Below are 20,238 nucleotides of genomic sequence, written 5' to 3'. Positions count from 1 at the left end.
GAAGAAATTGAAACTTACTTCTGTTTTTTGAAATACTCTTGGTCGTGATTTCCACTTTCGTGGGAATTCGTACTTTCGTGAAATGAACTTGCTTCGAAAACTACTTTTCCCTTTTTCGCTGTTATACGGTGCAATTACAGCGCTGCGCAACTGGCTTTACGATAAAGGCTGGCTAAAAAGCAAAGCCTATGATTTTCCAGTTATCTGCGTTGGAAACCTTTCTACCGGTGGCACTGGTAAATCGCCAATGATAGAATTGCTGGTTTCAATATTAAAAGCGGAAAATCGGCTTGCAATTTTAAGTCGAGGTTATAAGCGAAAAACTACGGGCTATCGCGAAGTATTGCCCACAAATAGTGCAGCAGAAGTAGGCGACGAACCGCTTCAGTTTAAAAAGAAATTTCCCGAAATACCTGTTGCCGTTTGCGAAAATAGACAGATTGGGATTGAGAAACTTCACGAAAAGGCTTCCGTAATTTTGTTGGACGACGCTTTTCAGCATAGAAAAGTAAAAGCTTCGTTCAATATTTTGTTAACGGCTTTTGATAAATTGTACGTCAACGATTGTATGCTGCCAACGGGAAATTTGCGCGAACCCAAAATTGGAGCAAATCGTGCCGACCTTATTGTTGTAACAAAATGTCCTGAAAACATAAGCGATACGGCGGTTGAAGCTATTAAAAGGAAACTAAACCCAAAACCCAGTCAAGAAATATTCTTTTCGAAAATTGGCTATGCTTCCCAAATAAAAAATAACGCAGAACAAAAATCACTTTCGTATTTAAAAGATCGCCCATTTCTTTTGGTTACGGGTATTGCCAATCCAAAACCATTAGTGTCGTATTTAAAAGAAGAAGGTTTGGAGTTTACGGAAAGTACATTTGCAGACCATCATAATTTTACAAATTCTGAAATTGAGCAATTTAAAAAGGAAGCATTAATACTAACTACCGAAAAGGATTTTATGCGGTTGCAAACCATTGCCAATGCGACCGAAATCTATTACTTGCCAATAAAGACTGTTATTTTAAACAATGCAGAAACGCATTTTAGAAATTCTGTGAAAAAAGCAATCGTACGGTGACGGTAATTACCGTATTAAAAATTCGTTTCCGCGAATAGCTCGTTTAATTTTTTCGAAGAAATCTTCGGCATTAAATGGTTTGGGGATAAATTCATTGAAACCGGCTTTGTAGAAATCTTCTAAATTTTCTTCAATAGTAATTGCAGTTAATGCAATAATAGGCACGGTTTTATTAAACTCACGAATTTGCTTTGTGGCTTCTATTCCGCTAATTCCGGGCATGTGAATATCCATCAATATTACGTCAAAATCTTCAGCTTTAACCTGTTTTATTGCATCCATGCCATTATCGACAACAGAGCAGATCATATCTTTTTTGTCGAGAATTTTTTTGGTAATCATTTGGTTAATCTTGTTGTCTTCAACAATTAAAACCTTTTTGTTTTCGAGTGTGTCGTTTTCAACAACTACATCTATTTTTTCAGTTTCTTTATTAGTGGCTTTGGTTTCGGAAACTGCGTAGGGAACATCAAACCAAAATTTGGAACCTTCACCTAGTTTGCTTTCCAAGTAAATTTTACTTCCCATTAGCTCTAACAGGTTTTTTACAATGGAAAGGCCTAACCCAGTACCGCCGTATTTTCTATTAATTTGAAGCGAACCTTGTGCAAAAGATTCAAATATGGTGTTCTGTTTCTTTTTTGAAATTCCGTCGCCTGTATCTTCAACTTCAAAACGAACGGTAACTTTTTTTGCAGATTTTTCCACTGTTGTTACCCGTATCCAGATATCGCCATTCTCGGTAAATTTGATAGAATTACTAATAAGATTGATGAGAATCTGAGATATTTTTAAGGAATCGCCCTGCACAATATTTGGCAACGTACTGTCGTATTCATAATGAAGTTTGTTGTTTTTTGCTTCTGCAGATTTTTTTAATGCTATTAAAACACCGTCTATTCGTTTTTTTAAATTGAATGGTACTTTTTCAAGTTCAACCTTGTTTGCCTCTAGTTTGTTGAGGTCTAAAATATTGTTGATTAACGATAGTAAATATTCACCAGAAAATTTAAGTGAATTTAAATGTTCCTTTTGTTCGGGTTTTGGATCTTCTTCTAACAGTAAATGTGTTAATCCTGTAACGGTGTACATTGGAGTGCGCAACTCGTGGGTAATGGTGGACAGAAACTGCGCTTTAGCCTGAGAGGCGCGCTCTGCATTCACTTTTGCTTCTTGAAGCTCGGTGTTTTTATCTTGTAAAAGTTCGTTGGCCTTTGCTCTTAGGTTGTTGTTTTTATAAAGTGAAAGTGTTAATAATGAAAGTATTAAAATTAAAGCAATACTGAGCCACCCTGTTAACTTGCCAAAAAACAGTGATTTGTCTTGTTTTCTTAAATGATTTTGCTGGTTGGCAATAATTTGGTTTAAATCGCCAATGGCAGATTCGCCCTGCAAGCCTTGCTCAATTGCTTTTAAATGAATTTGATGCAACGAGTCTTTGTGCCTAATGTAATATCTAAACTCTTGTTCAGCTTTCACATTTTTTTTCTCTGCAATATAAATCTGCGAATTGATGCGACGTTTTTCTATCAATAATTTTGAATAACCTTGGGCATTTGCAATATCGGTAACCTTTTTTAAAACTGTTTTGGCTTCGGCCAAAGGGTTGGGGTAATTTGATGCGTCTACAAGGGTTAATGCGTCTGCAAGACGACTATACGCATTGGCCTCTTGAAATGGTAATTTTTGTATTTGGTAACTTTCGGCAGCGGTTTTTAAATTGGCAATAGCTTCAACGTATTTGGCTTGGTGAAGTTTTAACAATCCTTGGCCATATAAATAGTCTGCCTTTCTATTGTCATCTTCCATTACGGTATATATGGAATCGGCTTTATTTAAGTACTTTGCCGCCTTCGGAATTTTACCTTGTGAAATAAGTATAATTCCATAGAGATTATAGGCTTTACTAAGCTTATACGGACTTTTAGAGGTCTCCTTGTTGTCAATTGCTTTTTCTACTTCTTCAATTGCTTTGTCAAAATATTCCAAAGCGTAAAACAGTTCGGCTATATTTAGCTCTACATCGGGCTTGTAGCTTCTGTATTTCGGAATTGAAGCTAGCTTATTGGCGTCATTCAAATATTTGATGGCATCCATAAAGTTTTCTGTTTCCAAGGCTTTTATTCCCGAAAACTGTAACTGTTTAATGGCGACAATGGTATCCTTAATTTGAAAAGAAAATGACTTAATAGAAATAAGTAAGCACCAGATAAGCGGGAAGAAAATCTTGTATTTTAAACGAGGTAGGTGCATTAATAAGTTTAAGTAATGAATAAATATAGTTATTTCACTGAAATTCTTTCAATTAAATCTACAATTCTGGATGAATAGCCTATTTCGTTGTCGTACCATCCAATTATTTTTACCATTTTTCCTATAACGGAGGTCATTTCTGCATCAAAAATGCAGGAGTGTGGATTGCCCACAATATCTATAGAAACAATAGGATCCTCGGTGTATTGAAGTATTCCTGCCAACGCGTTTTTCGAAGCATTTTTAAAAGCATTATTTATTTCAGCAATGGTAACTTCCTTTTTTACATTTACGGTTACATCGGTTAAAGAGCCGTTTGGCACGGGAACCCGGATACCGCAACCACCAATTACTTCTGAGAGTTCGGGGAAAATTTTAGTGAGTGCTTTTGCCGCACCTGTTGTTGTTGGCACAATAGATTGTCCCGCTGCGCGCGCTCTACGTAAATCGCGATGCGGCTGGTCGTGCAAACTTTGATCTGTAGTATAACTATGTACTGTGGTAATATACGCCTGCTCAATTCCGCAAAGTTCATTTATTATTTTAAGCAAAGGTGCTGCATTGTTGGTTGTGCAGGAAGCATTGGAAATTATTAAATCGTCCGATTCGAGGATGTCGTCATTTACACCCAATACTACCGTTTTAATATCGTCTTCTAAGGGCGGTACAGAAAGAATTACCCTTTTAGCGCCATTTTTTAAGTGATTTTCTAGTTGACTTTTGCTTTTAAACTTGCCAGTACTTTCAATAACAACATCTACATTTCCCCAAGAAATAGCTTCAATCTTTTTTTCCGAAGAAAACTGAATGGTATTTCCGGCGACAGTAACTTGTTTATTAGTATGTGAAATCTCTTCTTTTAAAACCCCGTGAATACTATCGTATTTTAAAAGATGGCTCAATGTTTTTGTGTCTGCCAAATCGTTTACCGCTACCACTTCAATTGAAGGGTGGTTGAGCAACAATCTAAAAACACTGCGGCCTATACGGCCAAAACCATTTATGCCAACGGTTATTTTTTTATTCATTTTACTAATTCTATTTAGGTAAGATGCTTTTGTGCTTTGTACGATGAGCGTACCAAAGCTCCGCTTTCTACATGACGGAAACCCATTTTTAAACCAGCGGTTTCATACTTTTTAAATTGCTCTGGGGTAATGAATTCTTTCACGGGAAGATGCTTTTTTGAAGGTTGTAAATATTGGCCAATTGTTAAAATGTCTAACCCAATATTTTTTAAATCCTCCATTGTTTGAAATACTTCGTCTTCCTTTTCACCCAAACCGAGCATAATTCCACTTTTGGTTCGCGGCATTCCAGATTGTTTTAAATAATTTAAAACTTCTAGACTGCGTTCGTACTTTGCTTGTATGCGTACTTCGCGAGTTAAGCGTTTTACCGTTTCCATATTGTGGCTTATCACTTCTGGTTTTACTGCAATTATTCTATCGATGTTTCGGGTGTTACCTTGAAAATCTGGAATTAAAGTCTCCAAAGTCGTTTCCGGATTCATTCGCCGTATGGCTTTTACAGTTTCCGCCCAAATAATAGACCCCATGTCTTTTAGATCATCTCGGTCCACCGAAGTTACAACAGCATGCTTTATTTTCATTAACTTTATGGAGCGTGCTACTTTTTCGGGCTCATCCCATTCCACAGTTTGGGGTCTTCCAGTTTTTACACCGCAAAAGCCACATGAACGCGTGCAAATGTTTCCTAAAATCATAAAAGTTGCAGTGCCTTCACCCCAACATTCGCCCATATTTGGACAGCTGCCAGAGGTGCAAATTGTGTTGAGTTTGTACTTGTCAACAACGTTGCGGAGTTCGGTGTATTTTTTTCCTGTAGGAAGTTTAACGCGTATCCATTTTGGCTTTGGTCCCAAACGTTCTGGAGCCTGTTTGATTTCTATAGTTTCTGTGCTCATATGGGTAACAAAAGTACGAAAAAAAGCCCCCTAACCCCCAAAGGAGGAACTCCATTTTTTTGGAATTTGGAATTTGGAAATTGATTTTTGGGATTTGTATTTTCTAATCTTTCTGCGTAATAATTTCGGCGAGAAGTTTTCGCGCACGTAGCAATCTAACCTTTACGTTATTAAGCGGTTCTTCCAGTGTTTCAGAAATTTCATTATAACTCATTTCTTGAAAATACCGAAGGTTAATAACTTCTTGGTAATGCGGTTTAAGTAGCTTGATGTATTGTAAAAGTTCGGCAAGATTTTGCTCACGAATCAATTTGTCTTCCGGGGTGGGAGCATGGTCGGCAATTCGTTGTACGTGCTCGTTAGACGCATCTGTAGTATTTGAATAAATAGAAGCGTTTTTTTTGCGAGTTCGGTCTATTTGAATGTTTTTTGAAATAGTGACGAGCCAAGTAGAGAACGTGTATTTTTCGTCAAAACTATCAATTTTGTCGAAGGCTTTTGCAAACGTTTCAATGGTAATATCTTCGGCTTCGTGCTCGTTGCGAACCCGTTTCAGCTGAAAACCGTAAACCTCATTCCAATAATAATCTAACAGAAATTTGAAAGCGCTCTGCTTTCCTTTTTTTGCTTTTTCTAATTGATGACTTATTTCTTCTGGGGTTATTTCCATCGCGAGTTTTTTTCGCCGCTGTTGGAAATAAAGATACTCAATTGTGTAACAACCAAAAACAATTCGTAAAAAGGAATTAGCAGAATTAAATCCTGTTCCTTTAATTTCGTGGCTGCCTTGCCAATAATGATGTATTGAAACAGAAACCTGATAAATATAATAGCGAGCCCGTATACCCAAAATTCGGTAAAAAGTGTCGCTACAGCTAACAACCAAAACAATAAATTGAAACTGTAATAAACCGCTAATAAAAAGCGATGTTTGGGTTTATAGCGTTTTGCGGTAGAATAATGCCTCTTTTTTTGAGTGAGCCATTTGTTCTTTTTCTTCTTCGGAAATGAATAGGTAAATGCTTCCGGTTCGGTACAAATAGCGACGTTTTTTGCTGTGGCAGCTTCGTTCACAAAAAGATCGTCGTCGCCCGAAGAAATCTTCATATGGCTCATAAAACCTTTGGTTTCATAGAACAAATCGCTGGTGTACGCCAAATTTCTACCCACACCCATATATGGGTTTCCTGCTTTGGCATATGCAAAGTATTGCACCGCTGTCATTAAAGTTTCAAAACGGATAATTTTATTTAAAAACCCGGGTTGTTTTTCATAAGCACCGTATCCTAAAACCAATTGTTTTTCGCTCGAAAATTTACTTGCCATAATTGCTAACCACTCTTTCGATGCGGGGTAGCAGTCTGCATCGCTAAAAACAAGCCGGTTGTTTTTTGAGCGTTTTATACCTAAAGTGAGGGCGTATTTTTTACTGGCCCAAAAAGCTTCGTTATTTTTTACGTTAACAATTTGAATGCGTTTATCTTTTTCGGCAAAAGCTTCCATTACTTCCAAACTTTCGTCTACCGATGCATCATTTATAAGTATAATGTCGAAATTAGGATACGTTTGTTGTTGCCAAAGTGGAATGTTTTTCTGAAGGTTTTTAGCTTCGTTCTTCGCGCATATTATTAATGAAATTGATGGCGTTTCTGAAACGTTATTTTTAGCAACTGTTAGAAATGAAAATTTCGAAAAGAGAAGATAATAAGCACAGTTAATCAACGCGACTGCGCCGAAAACGTAAAGTAGCACCATAGCTATTTATGATTGTAAATTGACGAATTTAAAATGTCGATTTGGGATTGAAACCGCAGCCTTATTTGGTGTTTTCCGCTTCCAAGTTATGGTTCGTTTCGTTGCAGTCTGCAAACTGGTCGGGAGATTTTCCGCAGAAACCGCAAGCTTGGCCTTCTTTATTTAAAAATGGACTTTGACTGGCACAGGTTCCGGCAAATTTTCCATCTTTTTTTGCCCATATTTTTATTGCAATACCTGCAACGCCAAGTAATAATAATGCTAAGGTGATAAGTAAAAGTTTCATCTGTTAAAATATTAGATAAAAAGCAACGATGTAACGCCCAAAAATAACCTTCTTTTAATTCAAATTTACGAAGGGCATTTCATCACTTTAAATTAGACTACAAAAATACAATCTTTCTTGGTGTTGTCCTCGGAATTTAAGTATTTTTAGCCTTCAATTAAAATATTTTAACGATGCTGAAGCCAATTACTTTCTTGTCTATTTTTATGATCGCATTACTAGCTGTTTCGTGTAAAAACGATACGCCGAAAGATAAAAATATTGATGCAGAAAAACCTACTACTCAAATTGCTCCAGCAACTCCTGTAAAGCGTGCGGCAAAAAAAGATTTAACACCAGAGGATATTGCAGAACTAAAGAGTGTAATGGTTCGAGTGATGACCGAAGCCAAGCTGAAAAAATTTGCCAGCTACCTGGTAACAGCCGAATTGACAAATAAATTAACAGGCGAGGGACCGTTTACTGTATTTGCTCCAACAAATGCAGCGTTGGAGGCTATGGGAGCTGAAAAAACGCTGTTTTATTCAAACACCGAAAATAGAGCCAAATTGGTGGAAATGCTCAAAACACATATTGTAACGAGAAAGGTGGATAAGGAAACGTTATTACAAGCCATTGATAAAAGTGGAAAAGTAAATTTAGAAACCTTAGCCGGAACTACGCTAACAGCAACAAAATCTGGGGAAGATATAGTTATTTCTGATGCAAAATCTGGTAAAGCTTCGGTCCTAAACAATGGTGTAGAGGCTTCCAACGGGGTAATGTTTATGATTAATGGCGTGTTGGGTACAAATTAAAATACGTTCACCTCTGGCTCAATAAAGATGCCAGTCATTTCCTTTACCTTTTTTTGAATTGCCATTGCGAGCTGCCAAATTTCTTTGCCCGAGGCGCTACCGAAATTCACCAAAACCAAAGCTTGGTTTTTATGTACCCCTGCGTCGCCAAATCGTTGTCCTTTAAACCCTGCTTTTTCAATTAACCAACCTGCTGGAATTTTAAACTCTGTGGGCGAAACTTCGTAAAAAGGAGCCTCCGGGAATTTTCTTCGGAAATCTTGAAATGTTTCAGAATCAACGATCGGATTTTTAAAAAAACTACCACTATTACCCAAAACATTAGGATCCGGAAGCTTGGATTGTCTTATAGCAATTACTGCTTCAGAAATATCCCTAACACTAGGGTTTTCAATATTTTTAGCAGCTAAATGCTTTTGAATATCGCCATACGAAACACTGGTTTTATGATTTTTTTTTGTCAGTCGAAAGGTTACGCTCGTAATAATATATTTCCCTTTGGCTTTATTTTTAAAGATTGAGTTTCGATATTCAAAAGCGCATTCGGCTTTGGTGAATTCGCGTTCTTTTAAAGTATCAATTTCTAGCGTATTGCAACTGCTAAAAGTATCTTTTAACTCCACGCCATACGCACCAATATTTTGGATTGGCGCAGTGCCAACATTTCCGGGAATAAGTGAAAGGTTTTCCAAGCCGCCATAATCTTGTGCAATGCAATACTGAACAAATTCGTGCCAGTTTTCGCCTGCCATTGCTTTTACAAAAACTTCGGTGTCGCTTTCTTTAATAATTTCAATTCCCTTTAAATTTAGATGAATTACAAATGCGTCCAAATCATCAGTCAGCAACATATTACTGCCACCGCCAAGGATAAATAGTTCTTTTGAAGGTTTTTTGGAAAGTGCCTGTTTCAGTTCTTCAACGGTTTCAACCGACACAAAATAGCGCGCATTGCTAGCTATTCCGAAGGTATTGTAATGTTTAAGCGATTTGTTTTCTTCAATCCGCATTAATCGTTATATTTTTCAAGCGCAATTTTTAAAATCTCAACAGCTCTAATAAGACTTTCTTTTTTTAGAACATATGCAATACGCACTTGGTTAAGACCAACACCCGGACTGGAGTAAAAGCCAGCCGCAGGAGCAACCATAATGGTTTCGCCGTTGTCGTCAAATTCTTCTAACAACCATTGCGCAAATTTATCGCTGTTTTTAACTGGCAGCTGAACAATGCAATAAAATGCACCCTTTGGCTCGCCAACAATTACGCCGGGTATAGCTTTTAAGGCAGCTACCAACGTGTTTCTTCTGTCTTGATATTCGGTTATTACTTCGTCGAAATAACTTTGTGGAGTTTGTAAAGCCGCTTCACTCGCAATCTGTGCAAAGGTTGGTGGGCTTAATCGTGCTTGTGCAAATTTTAATGCAGTTGAAATTACTTGTTTGTTTTTTGAAACCAAGCAGCCAATACGCGCGCCGCACATACTGTATCTCTTTGAAACCGAATCGATAATGATTCCGTGTTCTGCCAGGCTCTCTTCTTCAAGAATAGAGTAATGCTTGGAGCCGTCGTACGTAAATTCGCGATACACTTCATCTGCAACTAAAAACAGATCGTGCTTTTTCACAATTTCGGCTAAAGTTTGTATTTCTTCTTTTGAATACAGATATCCTGTTGGGTTTCCCGGGTTACAGATAAGAATAGCCTTTGTTTTCGGCGTTATCAGTTTTTCAAATTCTGAAATAGGAGGCAAGGCAAAATTGTCTTCAATCTTAGAGATAACAGGAACAATTTTTACATCAGATGCCGTTGCAAAACCATTGTAATTGGCATAAAATGGTTCGGGAATAATTATTTCATCATCGGCATCGGCAATGCTTCCCATTGCAAAAAGCAGCGCTTCGCTTCCGCCTGTGGTAACAATTAGATCGTTCGCCTCAACGGGAATGTTGTTTTTTTTGTAATATTTCGCAATTTTTTCACGGTATTCCTGCGAACCTTCAGAACGGGTATAGGCGAGAATTTCTAGATTGTGATGAGCCACTGCTTCCATCGCTATTTCTGGCGATTTAATATCGGGCTGACCAATATTTAAATGGTAAACGGTTTTCTTTGCTGCGTACGCTTTTTCGGCGTAGGGTACCAACTTGCGGATGGGTGATTCCGGCATGTGCTTCCCTTTATTTGAAACTGAAGGCATAGTGAAATATTTTGAAGCAAAGTTGCGAAATAAATTTATAATTCCACCCTGCCTGCAACAAGATTCACCTTTTTTTTATATCTTCAAGTATTTTCAAAATAAATCTAAAAAAATTGTATAAAACGCTAATCTTTGGATTTTTGTTTGTTTTTTCTGCTTCATTAGCGGCGCAATCTGGTTTTTTTCTAAATAACAATAAAAGGAAAGTACGCATTCCTTTTAAGCTGGTGAATAATTTACCAATAATTCAAATAGACGTCAATGGCACACCGCTGTCTTTCATTCTTGATACGGGTGTAAAATCTACAATTCTTTTTAGTTTGGAAGAGGCAGATAGCCTTCAACTTCGCAATACTACGCCTGTAATGCTGCAAGGTTTGGGGTCGGGCGGAGCGGTGGAAGCCTTGAAGAGTTTAAATAACAAAGTGAAGGTTGGCAAGGTAATAGACAACAATCATTCACTATATATAATTTTTGACAGTACCTTGAATTTTTCGCCAAGAATGGGAATACCCGTACATGGAATTTTAGGCAATGAATTTTTTCAGAATTTTATTGTAAAAATTAATTATTCCGCAGAGGTTATAACGGTTTATAATCCGCAGAAATACACGTTGAAACCTTGTAAAAAATGTGAAGATTTACCTCTACATTTTATGGGAGGGAAGCCTTATATTTCTTTGGTAATTGAAGCAGAGAATGATGACGAAACAGTAACGCTTTTGGTAGATTCGGGCTCGAGCGATGTCATGTGGATTTTTGATAAACGCAATTTTATTAAAGACGTTCCGAAAAACTATTTCAACGATTTTTTAGGTCTCGGCCTTAGTGGTAATATCTACGGGAAGCGCACTAGAATACCGAGGCTTTCTGTTGGAGATTTTCATTTAAAGGAAGTAAACACTTCATTTCCCGAAGAAGATGCAATTTTAAAAGCGCGTTATTACGAAGAACGCGATGGCAGTGTTGGCGGTGGTTTTTTGAGTAGGTTTACAGTAACCTTTGACTATGCAAATAAGCTAGTACGATTTAAAAAAAACAGGAAATTCAGGGACCCTTTTAATTACAATATGAGTGGAATAACTTTGGAACATGAAGGTGTTGAGCTCGTTAAAGAAGAACGGCAGGCAAGTGTAAATACCAATCGGGGAAATCAAAACCAAAGTTTAACGGTCAATTCTATTTCAATTACCACCGAAGTACATTTTACCTTAGTTCCAAAATATGTGGTTGTTGCCGTGCGAGAAGATTCACCGGCGGCATTAGCGGGGATTCAAGTGGGTGACGAAATTATAACTATAAACGGTAAACCTTGCTATCAATTTAAACTGTATGAATTAATCGAGTTGTTTTCTTCTAATGAAGGTAGGAAAATAACCATTGAATTTAATAGGGAAGGTCGTGCTAATAGAGTCAAATTTTTTTTAAAAAGTGTCTTCTAAAAAGAAATCCGGTTAAAGCAATTTGCTTCAACCGGATTTAATTTATTTGAAGGTAAAGTTTCTTAGCTTTTTTCTAAAACACTCGCTGAGTCGCTCATTACTTCGCCTTTAATTTTTAAAGCAACCATTGGTTCGCTGGCGTTAGAATAAACAGTAATTGTTTTTCTAATAGGGCCTACACGGTTAGTGTCATATTTAACTTCAATAGTGCTACTTGCACCAGGAGCAACTGGGCCTTCCGGTTTTTTCGGGACTGTACAGCCACAACTGGATTTCACATCGGTAATAACAAGGGGGGCGTCTCCTGTATTAGTAAACTCAAATACGCGAACACCGTCACTGCCTTTGGCAATTGTGCCATAGTCAACTGTATCTGCCTTGAAACTAATTTTTGCTTGTTGCGCCTGTGCGGTAAAACCCACAATAGCAACAAGAGCTATAAGAGCTAATTTTTTCATGATTTTGTTTTTTTAGTACATGCTAAAGTATATAACTTTTATAGAACGAGCAAAATAACTTATTCACTTTTATTATACTGTAGTTATAATTACTTTTGCACCTCATAGTACAAAAAGCAGACCAAGTATGGCTTTAGAAGCAAAATATAATGCAAAACAAACTGAAAATAAGTGGTATAAGTACTGGATGGAAAACCGTTATTTCCATTCCGAAGTTGATGATCGTACGCCATACACCATTGTAATTCCGCCACCAAATGTAACCGGTGTCTTACATATGGGCCATATGCTCAACAATACCTTACAAGATGTTTTAATTCGTCGTGCGCGTTTGCAAGGCTTTAACGCTTGCTGGGTACCTGGAACCGATCACGCTTCTATCGCAACCGAAGCTAAAGTGGTTGCAAAATTGAAAGCTGAAGGTATTGATAAAGCCAATCTGTCTCGCGAAGAATTTTTGGAGCATGCCTGGGAATGGACCCACAAACACGGCGGAATTATCCTTGAACAATTAAAAAAACTTGGCGCTTCCTGCGATTGGGAACGGACTAAGTTTACCATGGATGAAGAAATGTCAGCTTCTGTTATAAAGGTTTTTGTGGATTTATACCGAAAAGGAAACATTTATCGCGGCTATAGAATGGTGAATTGGGATCCGCAAGCAAAAACGACACTTTCTGATGAAGAAGTGATTTACGAAGAAAAACAAGGCAATCTCTATTATCTAAACTATAAAATTGAAGGAAGTGATGAAACTTTAACCATTGCAACCACACGTCCCGAAACTATTTTGGGCGATACTGCAATTTGCATTAACCCAAATGATGAGCGTTTTGCACATCTTCGCGGTAAGAAAGCAGTCGTGCCCGTTTGCAATCGGGTAATTCCAATTATTGAGGACGAATACGTGGATGTGGAATTCGGCACTGGTTGCTTAAAAGTAACCCCAGCCCACGACGAGAACGATAAAGCGTTAGGCGATAAGCATAATCTTGAAATTGTAGATATTCTTAATGACGATGGAACCTTAAACAGTTTTGGGCTTCATTACGAAGGCAGAGACCGCTTTGTAGTTCGAAAGGAAATTGTAAAAGAACTCGAAGAAATGGGCGTGGTTTTAAAAATTGAAACCCACCTGCATAAAGTTGGTACAAGTGAAAGAACGGGTGCTGTTATTGAACCAAAATTGAGCGATCAGTGGTTTCTGAAAATGAAGGAACTTGCGCAGCCCGCTTTAGATGCTGTGCTTGAAAAAGATGTAAACCTAGTTCCAGAAAAGTTTGTGAATACCTATCGTCACTGGATGGAAAATGTACGCGACTGGAATATTTCGCGTCAGCTTTGGTGGGGACAACAGATTCCGGCGTATTTCTATGGCGACGGAAAAGAAGATTTTGTAGTTGCCGAAAATATTGAAGAAGCAGTGAAATTGGCACAAGAAAAATCAGGCAACGATCAATTAAAAGCGACCGACTTATCACAAGATCCCGATGCTTTAGATACTTGGTTTTCATCGTGGTTGTGGCCCATTTCTGTATTCAATGGAATTTTAGAGCCAGACAACAAAGAAATAAATTATTACTATCCAACCAACGATTTAGTCACCGCCCCCGAAATTTTGTTTTTCTGGGTAGCGCGAATGATTATCGCTGGGTACGAATATAGAAACGAAAAGCCATTCACAAATGTTTACTTAACAGGAATTGTGCGCGACAAACAGCGCAGAAAGATGAGTAAATCTTTGGGTAATTCACCAGATCCAATTGAGTTGATGGAGACTTATGGCGCAGACGGCGTTCGTGTGGGGATGCTTTTAAGTTCGCCAGCCGGAAACGATTTAATGTTCGATGAAGACCTTTGCAAACAGGGGAGCGGCTTTGTAAACAAAATCTGGAATGCCTACCGCTTGATTAATGGTTGGGAAGTTGATTTGGAAAAAGAACAATCGCAAAGTGATGTTATTGCTTTAAAGTGGTACCGAAGCAAATTCCAAAAAACGCTGGCTGAAATTGAAGACCATTATAGTAAATACCGTATCAGCGATGCGTTAATGTCTACCTATAAATTAGTTTGGGACGATTTCTGCTCTTGGTTATTAGAAATGGTGAAACCGCCTTTCGGTGAAAAAATTTCAGAAAAAACCTATTTGGAGGTTATTTCGGTATTAGAAGATAATTTAAAGATTTTACATCCTTTTGTTCCTTTTATTTCTGAAGAAATTTGGCAACACATTACCCAGCGTAATATTTCGGAAGCTTTAATTATTTCGGAATGGCCAAAAACTGAAACTTTTGATGAGAAAATTATAAAAGACTTCGATTTTGCTTCTGAAGTAATCTCGGGAGTTAGAACTATTCGGAAGGAGAAGAATATTTCATTTAAAGATACCATCCAACTTTTTGTTTTAAACAACGAACAAGTTTCAAAAGATTTTGACGCCGTTGTTACTAAACTCGGAAATATTTCGGAATTGAATTATATTTCAGAAAAAATAGATGGTGCTTTGACTTTTAGGGTTAAAAGCAATGAATATTTCATCCCAATTGCGGGTGCAATTAACGTTGAAGAAGAAATAGCAAAGCTTTCTGAAGAACTTAAATACACCGAAGGTTTTTTAAGAAGTGTTCAAGGCAAATTGAAAAACGAACGTTTTGTTAGCGGTGCGCCAGAAAAAGTTGTGGCTTTGGAAAAACAGAAAGAAACGGATGCTTTGGCAAAGATTGAAACTTTGAAGGCGAGTTTGGCAGGGTTGAAATAAATTTCGAACCAGCTAATAGGTTTTTGTAGCTATATACTAAGTTCGCACTCATCCTTTCAGGTTCAAGTTTTTATAAAACTATCTTAATTTGTTTTAAAGCAAGGTTAATTTTCAGCTAATGAAGCGCTTTTGAACGTAACTTGTTCTAAAACAAATTAATTATGGACCAATCAAAGTATAACGAAATGCAGGCGATGCTTCATAAATTGGAGGATATTAAAAACAGCCAAAAAAGTATTATCGACAAGATAAACCACGTAATTACCGATCTATTTCAGCATCCGGATAAAGACCTTGAAAAAGCAATGGAAGCAGCACACGAAACGGCTTCAAAAAATGTTGAAAAAATAGAAGATGCAATTGAGGAGTACGAGATAAAATTCAACAAAGCACAACAATCGTAGTTGTTTGTGGCGCAATTATTTTCTATATAAAAAATATTGATTGACGGCTTCTATATAAAGTTCTTTGGCCTCGTCACTCGATAGTCCGCGGGTTTGGAAAAGCGCATTTGTTTTAAATGCAGATATATGTGGCTTTCTTCCACTGGGCTGATGGGCTTCATTGGTAGCGCGTTTGTAGTAGGCGTAAAGTCGTAATAATACGTCAGCAGGAAAAGGTTCTGTGTGATTGTTAATACTTTTTACAGCATTTTTAAAAGCTATGTCTAACTCTTCTGAAGTCATTATTTTTCAGCAATTATTGATATTCCTCCTTTTACTTTTTGGTTCAGTGTTACTTTTATTTTTGCATCTAACGGAAGAAAAATATCCACGCGCGATCCAAATTTAATAAACCCACTGTCTGAAGCTTGAGTTACTTCTTGATTTACTTCGGCATAATTAACAATTCGTTTGGCCATTGCCCCAGCTATTTGTCTAAACAAAACATCTCCAAAGTCATCATTATTTACAACTACGGTAGTGCGCTCGTTTTCTTCGGAAGATTTTGGATGCCACGCTACTAAAAATTTTCCTGGATGATATTTGCTATAAACAACTTTTCCACCCACGGGATATCTAGTAACATGCACATTAATTGGGCTCATAAATACCGAAACTTGCAAACACTTATCGTTAAAATATTCTTTTTCAAAAACTTCTTCAATCACTACAACTTTACCATCAACAGCAGAGAGCACGCGATTGGGATGGACTAAAAAATTTCGCTTGGGATTTCTGAAAAACTGTAAAACCAAGAGCAAAAGAATGATTAATGAAATAATAACCCCTCCCCGAATGGTAGGATGCTCAATAAACAGATTTGCCAAAAGGCTAAGCCCGATAACGATTACCAGTGCAATAAAAATAATTTTGAATCCTTCTTTATGAAACATGGTTTACAATTAATAAAAATGCATAAACAAATGGGCTGGCATAAATAATGCTGTCTAGCCTATCGTACAGGCCACCGTGGCCTGGCATTATAATTCCGCTATCTTTAACACCCGCCTGTCTTTTAAACTTTGACTGAATTAGGTCGCCAATAGTGCCAAAAACCGAGACAATTATAGCGAGTGTTATCCAAACCCACAACGGATATATTTGAGAGTCGAATAAACTGTAAGCTTCCAGTGCTTTAAAGATAATAAATCCTGCTAAAAGAGTGCCTGCTAAACCACCCACAAAACCTTCAACTGTTTTTTTAGGTGAGATACGTTCTAAAAGCTTATGTTTTCCAAAGTTTTTACCAATTAAGAATGCAAAGGTATCGTTGCTCCAAATTAGAACAAAAACCGCAACAATTATTTCGGGTTTAAACTTCCCGTTAATATCCATTACTGGAATTAAAGTAAGAAATAAAAAGCCGCTAATAATATAAAAAATTACGGTTATGTATTTTTTCTTTTCAAACATTGGAATTTTGCTCGTCCAGAGAACATCTTTCAATAAAAAAAGATTGACGAAGCTGCTTAAAATTAGAAGTAGATAAACGGCGTTTTCTGAAAAAACGCGATAACTTAAAAAGAAAAATCCTGCTGCAAGGATAAAATAGGCGAGGTAACTGGTTAAGTGCACCAATTTTAAATATTCACTTAAGGTAATAATTGCTAATACAAAGAAGAGCCCCATAAACCATTCGCGCGAGGTAAACATTGCAAAAATGATGATCGAAATGTATAATACGCCCGAGAGGGTCCGTATGAGAATTTCCTTCATATTATAAGTCTTCCAGTAGCAACAAATATAGGTTTTTTGTGCTACTTCCATAACTCATAAAATCCTTTTCTTTTTCGGTTTCAAAGTCTTGAATAGTAGTAATGTTACTTGGAATGTAACCTGAACTTTGGTTTTTAATAGTGCGCAAACCTTCGCTAATGGTGTCAACCAACTGGCTGGTAGTGGCAAAAATAATAATGTTAAAAGGCAATTCCTTTAATTTTTTCTCCTTTATTTGATTTGACGAAAGTAAAATAGAGCCATTGTTCGCAATTAACGATTCGCAACTGGAAAGAAAAAATGTGGCCGCTTCCGAATTGCCAAAGTTTAGGTTAAAACCATCAAACTTTTGGCATAGTTGTTCATTAAAACAAAACACATCTTGTTCGTACCAATCGTTTTCTAACATTATATTATCAAAAGCTTCTGTTACTTCTTCCCAATTTTCGCAATAAATAAACTTACCACCATTTTTTTTGAAATTAAAAGTAAATTTTTCATCTACAGGAAGTTTCTGCTCAGGGTAATAACTGCTATGTTCGGCTTTTTGGGCTTTTTTAGCCTTCTCGTCCGATTTTTTATAATTGGGATTTAGAAGTCTTTTAAATAGACTCATTTATAATGAATTGAGAAGTTTCTATACATGTTGCACTTCAAATATATAAAATCTATACCGAAGTATAACACCTGTAAAATAAAGTTTTTGCCGCGAACAGAAAACGGCAACAATTAAGTTGTTGCCGCTCTGGATACCTCTTCTGGCTTTTCAAATGGACGGTCTCCAAATATCTTTTGAAGGTTATCTTTAAATATTACTTCTTTTTCGAGAAGTACATTTGCCAATTCGGTTAATTTATCTTTGTTTTCTTCAAGTAGTTTTACAGCGCGCTGATATTGGCTTTCAATAAGTATTGAAATTTCTTTATCAATTAATTCAGCAGTTTTTTCGCTATAAGGTTTTGAGAAATTGTACTCAGATTGTCCGCTACTATCGTAATATGTAAGGTTTCCTATCTTGTCGTTTAGGCCATAAATAGTAACCATTGCGCGAGCTTGTTTAGTTACCTTTTCAAGATCGCTTAATGCCCCGGTAGAAATTCTGTCGAAGATAACTTTTTCGGCAGCGCGACCGCCAAGGGCAGCACACATTTCGTCCAGCATTTGCTCTGGGTGAATAATAAGTCTTTCTTCGGGTAAATACCAAGCTGCACCCAAGGATTGTCCACGAGGAACAATAGTGACCTTTACCAATGGAGCTGCGTGTTCTAACATCCAACTTACGGTTGCATGACCTGCTTCGTGGTATGCAATGGCACGTTTTTCGTCCATTGTCATTATCTTGTTTTTCTTTTCAAGGCCACCTACAATTCTGTCAACAGCATCTAAAAAGTCTTGTTTACCAACAGATTTTTTACCGTTTCTTGCAGCAATTAAAGCAGCTTCGTTACAAACGTTTGCAATATCTGCTCCCGAAAAACCTGGTGTTTGCTTTGAAAGGAAATCTGTGTCTAAATCATCATCTTTTTTTATGGGGCGTAGGTGTACTTCAAAAATTTCTTTTCGTTCGCGAACGTCGGGCAGGTCAACATAAATCTGTCTGTCGAAACGACCGGCTCGCATTAAAGCTTTATCTAAAACGTCTGCCCGGTTGGTGGCTGCAAGTACAATAACATTGGTATTGGTTCCAAAGCCATCCATTTCTGTAAGGAGTTGATTTAGGGTGTTTTCACGTTCGTCGTTACTTCCGGAGAAATTATTTTTTCCTCTGGCACGGCCAATGGCGTCAATTTCGTCAATAAATATTATGGCTGGCGCTTTGTCTTTAGCTTGTTTAAATAAATCACGCACGCGTGATGCACCTACCCCTACAAACATTTCAACAAAATCTGAACCTGAAAGAGAAAAGAACGGTACTTGGGCCTCACCAGCCACAGCTCGTGCCAAAAGCGTTTTACCAGTACCGGGAGGGCCTACTAACAATGCGCCCTTTGGGATTTTACCACCTAAAGAGGTGTATTTATCGGGTTGTTTTAAGAAATCTACAATTTCTTGTACTTCTTCTTTAGCTCCTTCTAGACCGGCAACATCTTTAAATGAAGTTTTTACATCAGATTTTTCATCGAATAATTTTGCTTTCGATTTTCCAATATTGAAAAGCTGTCCACCAGCACCACCGCCTGCGCCCGAAGACATACGGCGCATAATAAAAATCCAAATGGCAATAATTATTACGAATGGCAAAATGCCCATCAAAATATCGCCCCAGACATTATTGTCTGTTTCAAAGTTTAATGTTGTGGGAAGATTGTTTTCAGCCTTTATTTCTTGAAAATCTTTTTGAAATAGCTGCAAATCACCAAATTCAAATTGATAATCTGGATCGTTGGCTCCAGGAGCTAAAAACGCCGGAGTATCGTCTTTTTTAGCGTGTTCCTGCTTTTGCTTAGCCTCTTGGGTAAGATAAACTTTCGCAATTTTTTTATTAATTATATCTACTTTTGCTACATCGCCGTCTCGTAGAAACTCTTCAAATTTTGCCTGATTGGTTTTTGCGGGTTGCGACCAGCTGCCACCACCAAAAATTTGGATCCCAAAAAACAGTAAAATTATTGCTCCGTAAATCCAATAATAATTTGGTTTTGGCTTCTTAGAGTCGTTCTTCTTATTTTTATTTTCTTCGGCCATAAGGCTGTTTTCTTTTTAATGTGTTGATTCTATTTTAACCGATTTTGCATCGCCCCAAAGCCCTTCAATATCATAAAACTCGCGAATATGCTTTTGAAAAACGTGTACAACTACGTGCACGTAATCCATAAGTACCCACTCCGAGTTGTCGCTGCCTTCAACGTGCCACGGTTTTTCTTTTAAAGCCTTACTTACAGATTTTTGAACGGAATTTACAATGGCGTTAACCTGTGTATTGGAGGTTCCGTTGCAAATAATAAAATAGTCGCAAACGGTATTTTCTATATCTCTTAAATCAAGAATTTCAATATCCTGTCCTTTTACATCTTCAATCCCAGTTATTATTTGGGCAATTAGTTGATCTGTTCCTACCTCATCTGGCAAGCCTGTTTGTTCTTTTTGCATTAATTATTATTCTTTTCTATTTCGCAAAG

The 20,238-nt window shown here is 37.3% G+C and carries 20 protein-coding genes; 5 read left to right on the top strand and 15 right to left on the bottom strand.

Going from position 1 to position 20,238, the window contains the following annotated elements:
• The first annotated feature begins 82 nt into the window (after nt 1-82).
• On the top strand, nt 83-1,084 hold the full coding sequence (lpxK, locus tag K8089_RS03865; RefSeq protein WP_237601964.1) for a tetraacyldisaccharide 4'-kinase: 1,002 nt from the start codon (nt 83-85) through the stop codon (nt 1,082-1,084).
• A gap of 6 nt (nt 1,085-1,090) precedes the next feature.
• Here the strand turns inward: lpxK and K8089_RS03860 are convergent, their stop codons facing one another.
• From K8089_RS03860 to K8089_RS03835, 6 genes are all read right to left on the bottom strand, one after another.
• Complete coding sequence (locus K8089_RS03860; RefSeq protein WP_237601963.1) at nt 1,091-3,337, bottom strand: response regulator; 2,247 nt, start codon at nt 3,335-3,337, stop codon at nt 1,091-1,093.
• A 29-nt stretch (nt 3,338-3,366) separates the two neighbouring features.
• On the bottom strand, nt 3,367-4,365 hold the full coding sequence (gene gap, locus K8089_RS03855) for a type I glyceraldehyde-3-phosphate dehydrogenase (RefSeq protein WP_237601962.1): 999 nt from the start codon (nt 4,363-4,365) through the stop codon (nt 3,367-3,369).
• Nucleotides 4,366-4,379: 14 nt separating this feature from the next.
• Complete coding sequence (lipA, locus tag K8089_RS03850; protein ID WP_237601961.1) at nt 4,380-5,264, bottom strand: lipoyl synthase; 885 nt, start codon at nt 5,262-5,264, stop codon at nt 4,380-4,382.
• 103 nt (nt 5,265-5,367) lie between these two features.
• Nucleotides 5,368-5,934: an RNA polymerase sigma factor gene (locus K8089_RS03845; protein WP_237601960.1), complete on the bottom strand. Its 567-nt coding sequence runs from the start codon at nt 5,932-5,934 to the stop codon at nt 5,368-5,370.
• Nucleotides 5,925-7,019, bottom strand: coding sequence for a glycosyltransferase (locus K8089_RS03840; RefSeq protein WP_237601959.1), 1,095 nt, complete (start codon nt 7,017-7,019; stop codon nt 5,925-5,927). The genes K8089_RS03845 and K8089_RS03840 overlap by 10 nt, the downstream gene beginning before the upstream one ends.
• A 61-nt stretch (nt 7,020-7,080) precedes the next feature.
• The gene (locus K8089_RS03835; protein ID WP_237601958.1) at nt 7,081-7,305 is read right to left on the bottom strand and encodes a membrane or secreted protein; all 225 of its coding nucleotides are present in this window, start codon (nt 7,303-7,305) and stop codon (nt 7,081-7,083) included.
• A 173-nt stretch (nt 7,306-7,478) separates the two neighbouring features.
• Here K8089_RS03835 and K8089_RS03830 point away from each other — a divergent pair, with 173 nt between their 5' ends.
• Complete coding sequence (locus K8089_RS03830; RefSeq protein WP_237601957.1) at nt 7,479-8,102, top strand: fasciclin domain-containing protein; 624 nt, start codon at nt 7,479-7,481, stop codon at nt 8,100-8,102.
• Here K8089_RS03830 and murB read toward each other — a convergent pair.
• Both murB and K8089_RS03820 read right to left on the bottom strand, forming a co-directional pair.
• Entirely contained in the window at nt 8,099-9,112 is a 1,014-nt protein-coding gene (murB, locus tag K8089_RS03825) for a UDP-N-acetylmuramate dehydrogenase (RefSeq protein ID WP_237601956.1), read from the bottom strand. The two genes, K8089_RS03830 and murB, sit on opposite strands and share 4 nt — an antisense overlap.
• Nucleotides 9,112-10,302, bottom strand: a complete 1,191-nt coding sequence (locus K8089_RS03820) for a pyridoxal phosphate-dependent aminotransferase (RefSeq protein WP_237601955.1) — start codon at nt 10,300-10,302, stop codon at nt 9,112-9,114. The genes murB and K8089_RS03820 overlap by 1 nt, the downstream gene beginning before the upstream one ends.
• A 113-nt stretch (nt 10,303-10,415) precedes the next feature.
• Here K8089_RS03820 and K8089_RS03815 point away from each other — a divergent pair, with 113 nt between their 5' ends.
• Nucleotides 10,416-11,744, top strand: a complete 1,329-nt coding sequence (locus K8089_RS03815; RefSeq protein WP_237601954.1) for an aspartyl protease family protein — start codon at nt 10,416-10,418, stop codon at nt 11,742-11,744.
• A 62-nt stretch (nt 11,745-11,806) separates the two neighbouring features.
• Here the strand turns inward: K8089_RS03815 and K8089_RS03810 are convergent, their stop codons facing one another.
• On the bottom strand, nt 11,807-12,202 hold the full coding sequence (locus K8089_RS03810) for a DUF1573 domain-containing protein (RefSeq protein WP_237601953.1): 396 nt from the start codon (nt 12,200-12,202) through the stop codon (nt 11,807-11,809).
• Nucleotides 12,203-12,329: 127 nt separating this feature from the next.
• Here K8089_RS03810 and K8089_RS03805 point away from each other — a divergent pair, with 127 nt between their 5' ends.
• Nucleotides 12,330-14,960: a valine--tRNA ligase gene (locus tag K8089_RS03805; protein WP_237601952.1), complete on the top strand. Its 2,631-nt coding sequence runs from the start codon at nt 12,330-12,332 to the stop codon at nt 14,958-14,960.
• 161 nt (nt 14,961-15,121) lie between these two features.
• A complete protein-coding gene (locus K8089_RS03800) occupies nt 15,122-15,364 on the top strand; it encodes a hypothetical protein (protein ID WP_237601951.1) in 243 nt (80 codons plus the stop codon).
• A 15-nt stretch (nt 15,365-15,379) separates the two neighbouring features.
• Here K8089_RS03800 and K8089_RS03795 read toward each other — a convergent pair whose 3' ends face one another.
• From K8089_RS03795 to rsfS, 6 genes are all read right to left on the bottom strand, one after another.
• Entirely contained in the window at nt 15,380-15,646 is a 267-nt protein-coding gene (locus K8089_RS03795) for an acyl-CoA-binding protein (protein ID WP_237601950.1), read from the bottom strand.
• Nucleotides 15,646-16,296, bottom strand: coding sequence for a phosphatidylserine decarboxylase family protein (locus K8089_RS03790; protein ID WP_237601949.1), 651 nt, complete (start codon nt 16,294-16,296; stop codon nt 15,646-15,648). The genes K8089_RS03795 and K8089_RS03790 overlap by 1 nt, the downstream gene beginning before the upstream one ends.
• Nucleotides 16,286-17,119 carry a phosphatidate cytidylyltransferase gene (locus K8089_RS03785; protein WP_237601948.1) on the bottom strand — a complete coding sequence of 278 codons (834 nt, stop codon included), beginning with the start codon at nt 17,117-17,119 and terminating at the stop codon, nt 16,286-16,288. The genes K8089_RS03790 and K8089_RS03785 overlap by 11 nt, the downstream gene beginning before the upstream one ends.
• A gap of 1 nt (nt 17,120) precedes the next feature.
• The gene (locus K8089_RS03780) at nt 17,121-17,735 is read right to left on the bottom strand and encodes an LUD domain-containing protein (RefSeq protein ID WP_237601947.1); all 615 of its coding nucleotides are present in this window, start codon (nt 17,733-17,735) and stop codon (nt 17,121-17,123) included.
• A 113-nt stretch (nt 17,736-17,848) separates the two neighbouring features.
• A complete protein-coding gene (gene ftsH, locus K8089_RS03775) occupies nt 17,849-19,804 on the bottom strand; it encodes an ATP-dependent zinc metalloprotease FtsH (RefSeq protein ID WP_237601946.1) in 1,956 nt (651 codons plus the stop codon).
• Nucleotides 19,805-19,819: 15 nt separating this feature from the next.
• Nucleotides 19,820-20,209: a ribosome silencing factor gene (rsfS, locus tag K8089_RS03770; protein ID WP_237601945.1), complete on the bottom strand. Its 390-nt coding sequence runs from the start codon at nt 20,207-20,209 to the stop codon at nt 19,820-19,822.
• Nucleotides 20,210-20,238: the final 29 nt, after the last annotated feature.

The sequence above is a fragment of the Aequorivita vitellina genome (assembly GCF_022008365.1).
GTDB classification, from domain to species: Bacteria; Bacteroidota; Bacteroidia; order Flavobacteriales; family Flavobacteriaceae; genus Aequorivita; species Aequorivita vitellina.
The sequence above is the reverse complement of the archived record's forward strand: the minus strand, read 5'-3'. Positions and strand labels throughout refer to the sequence as shown.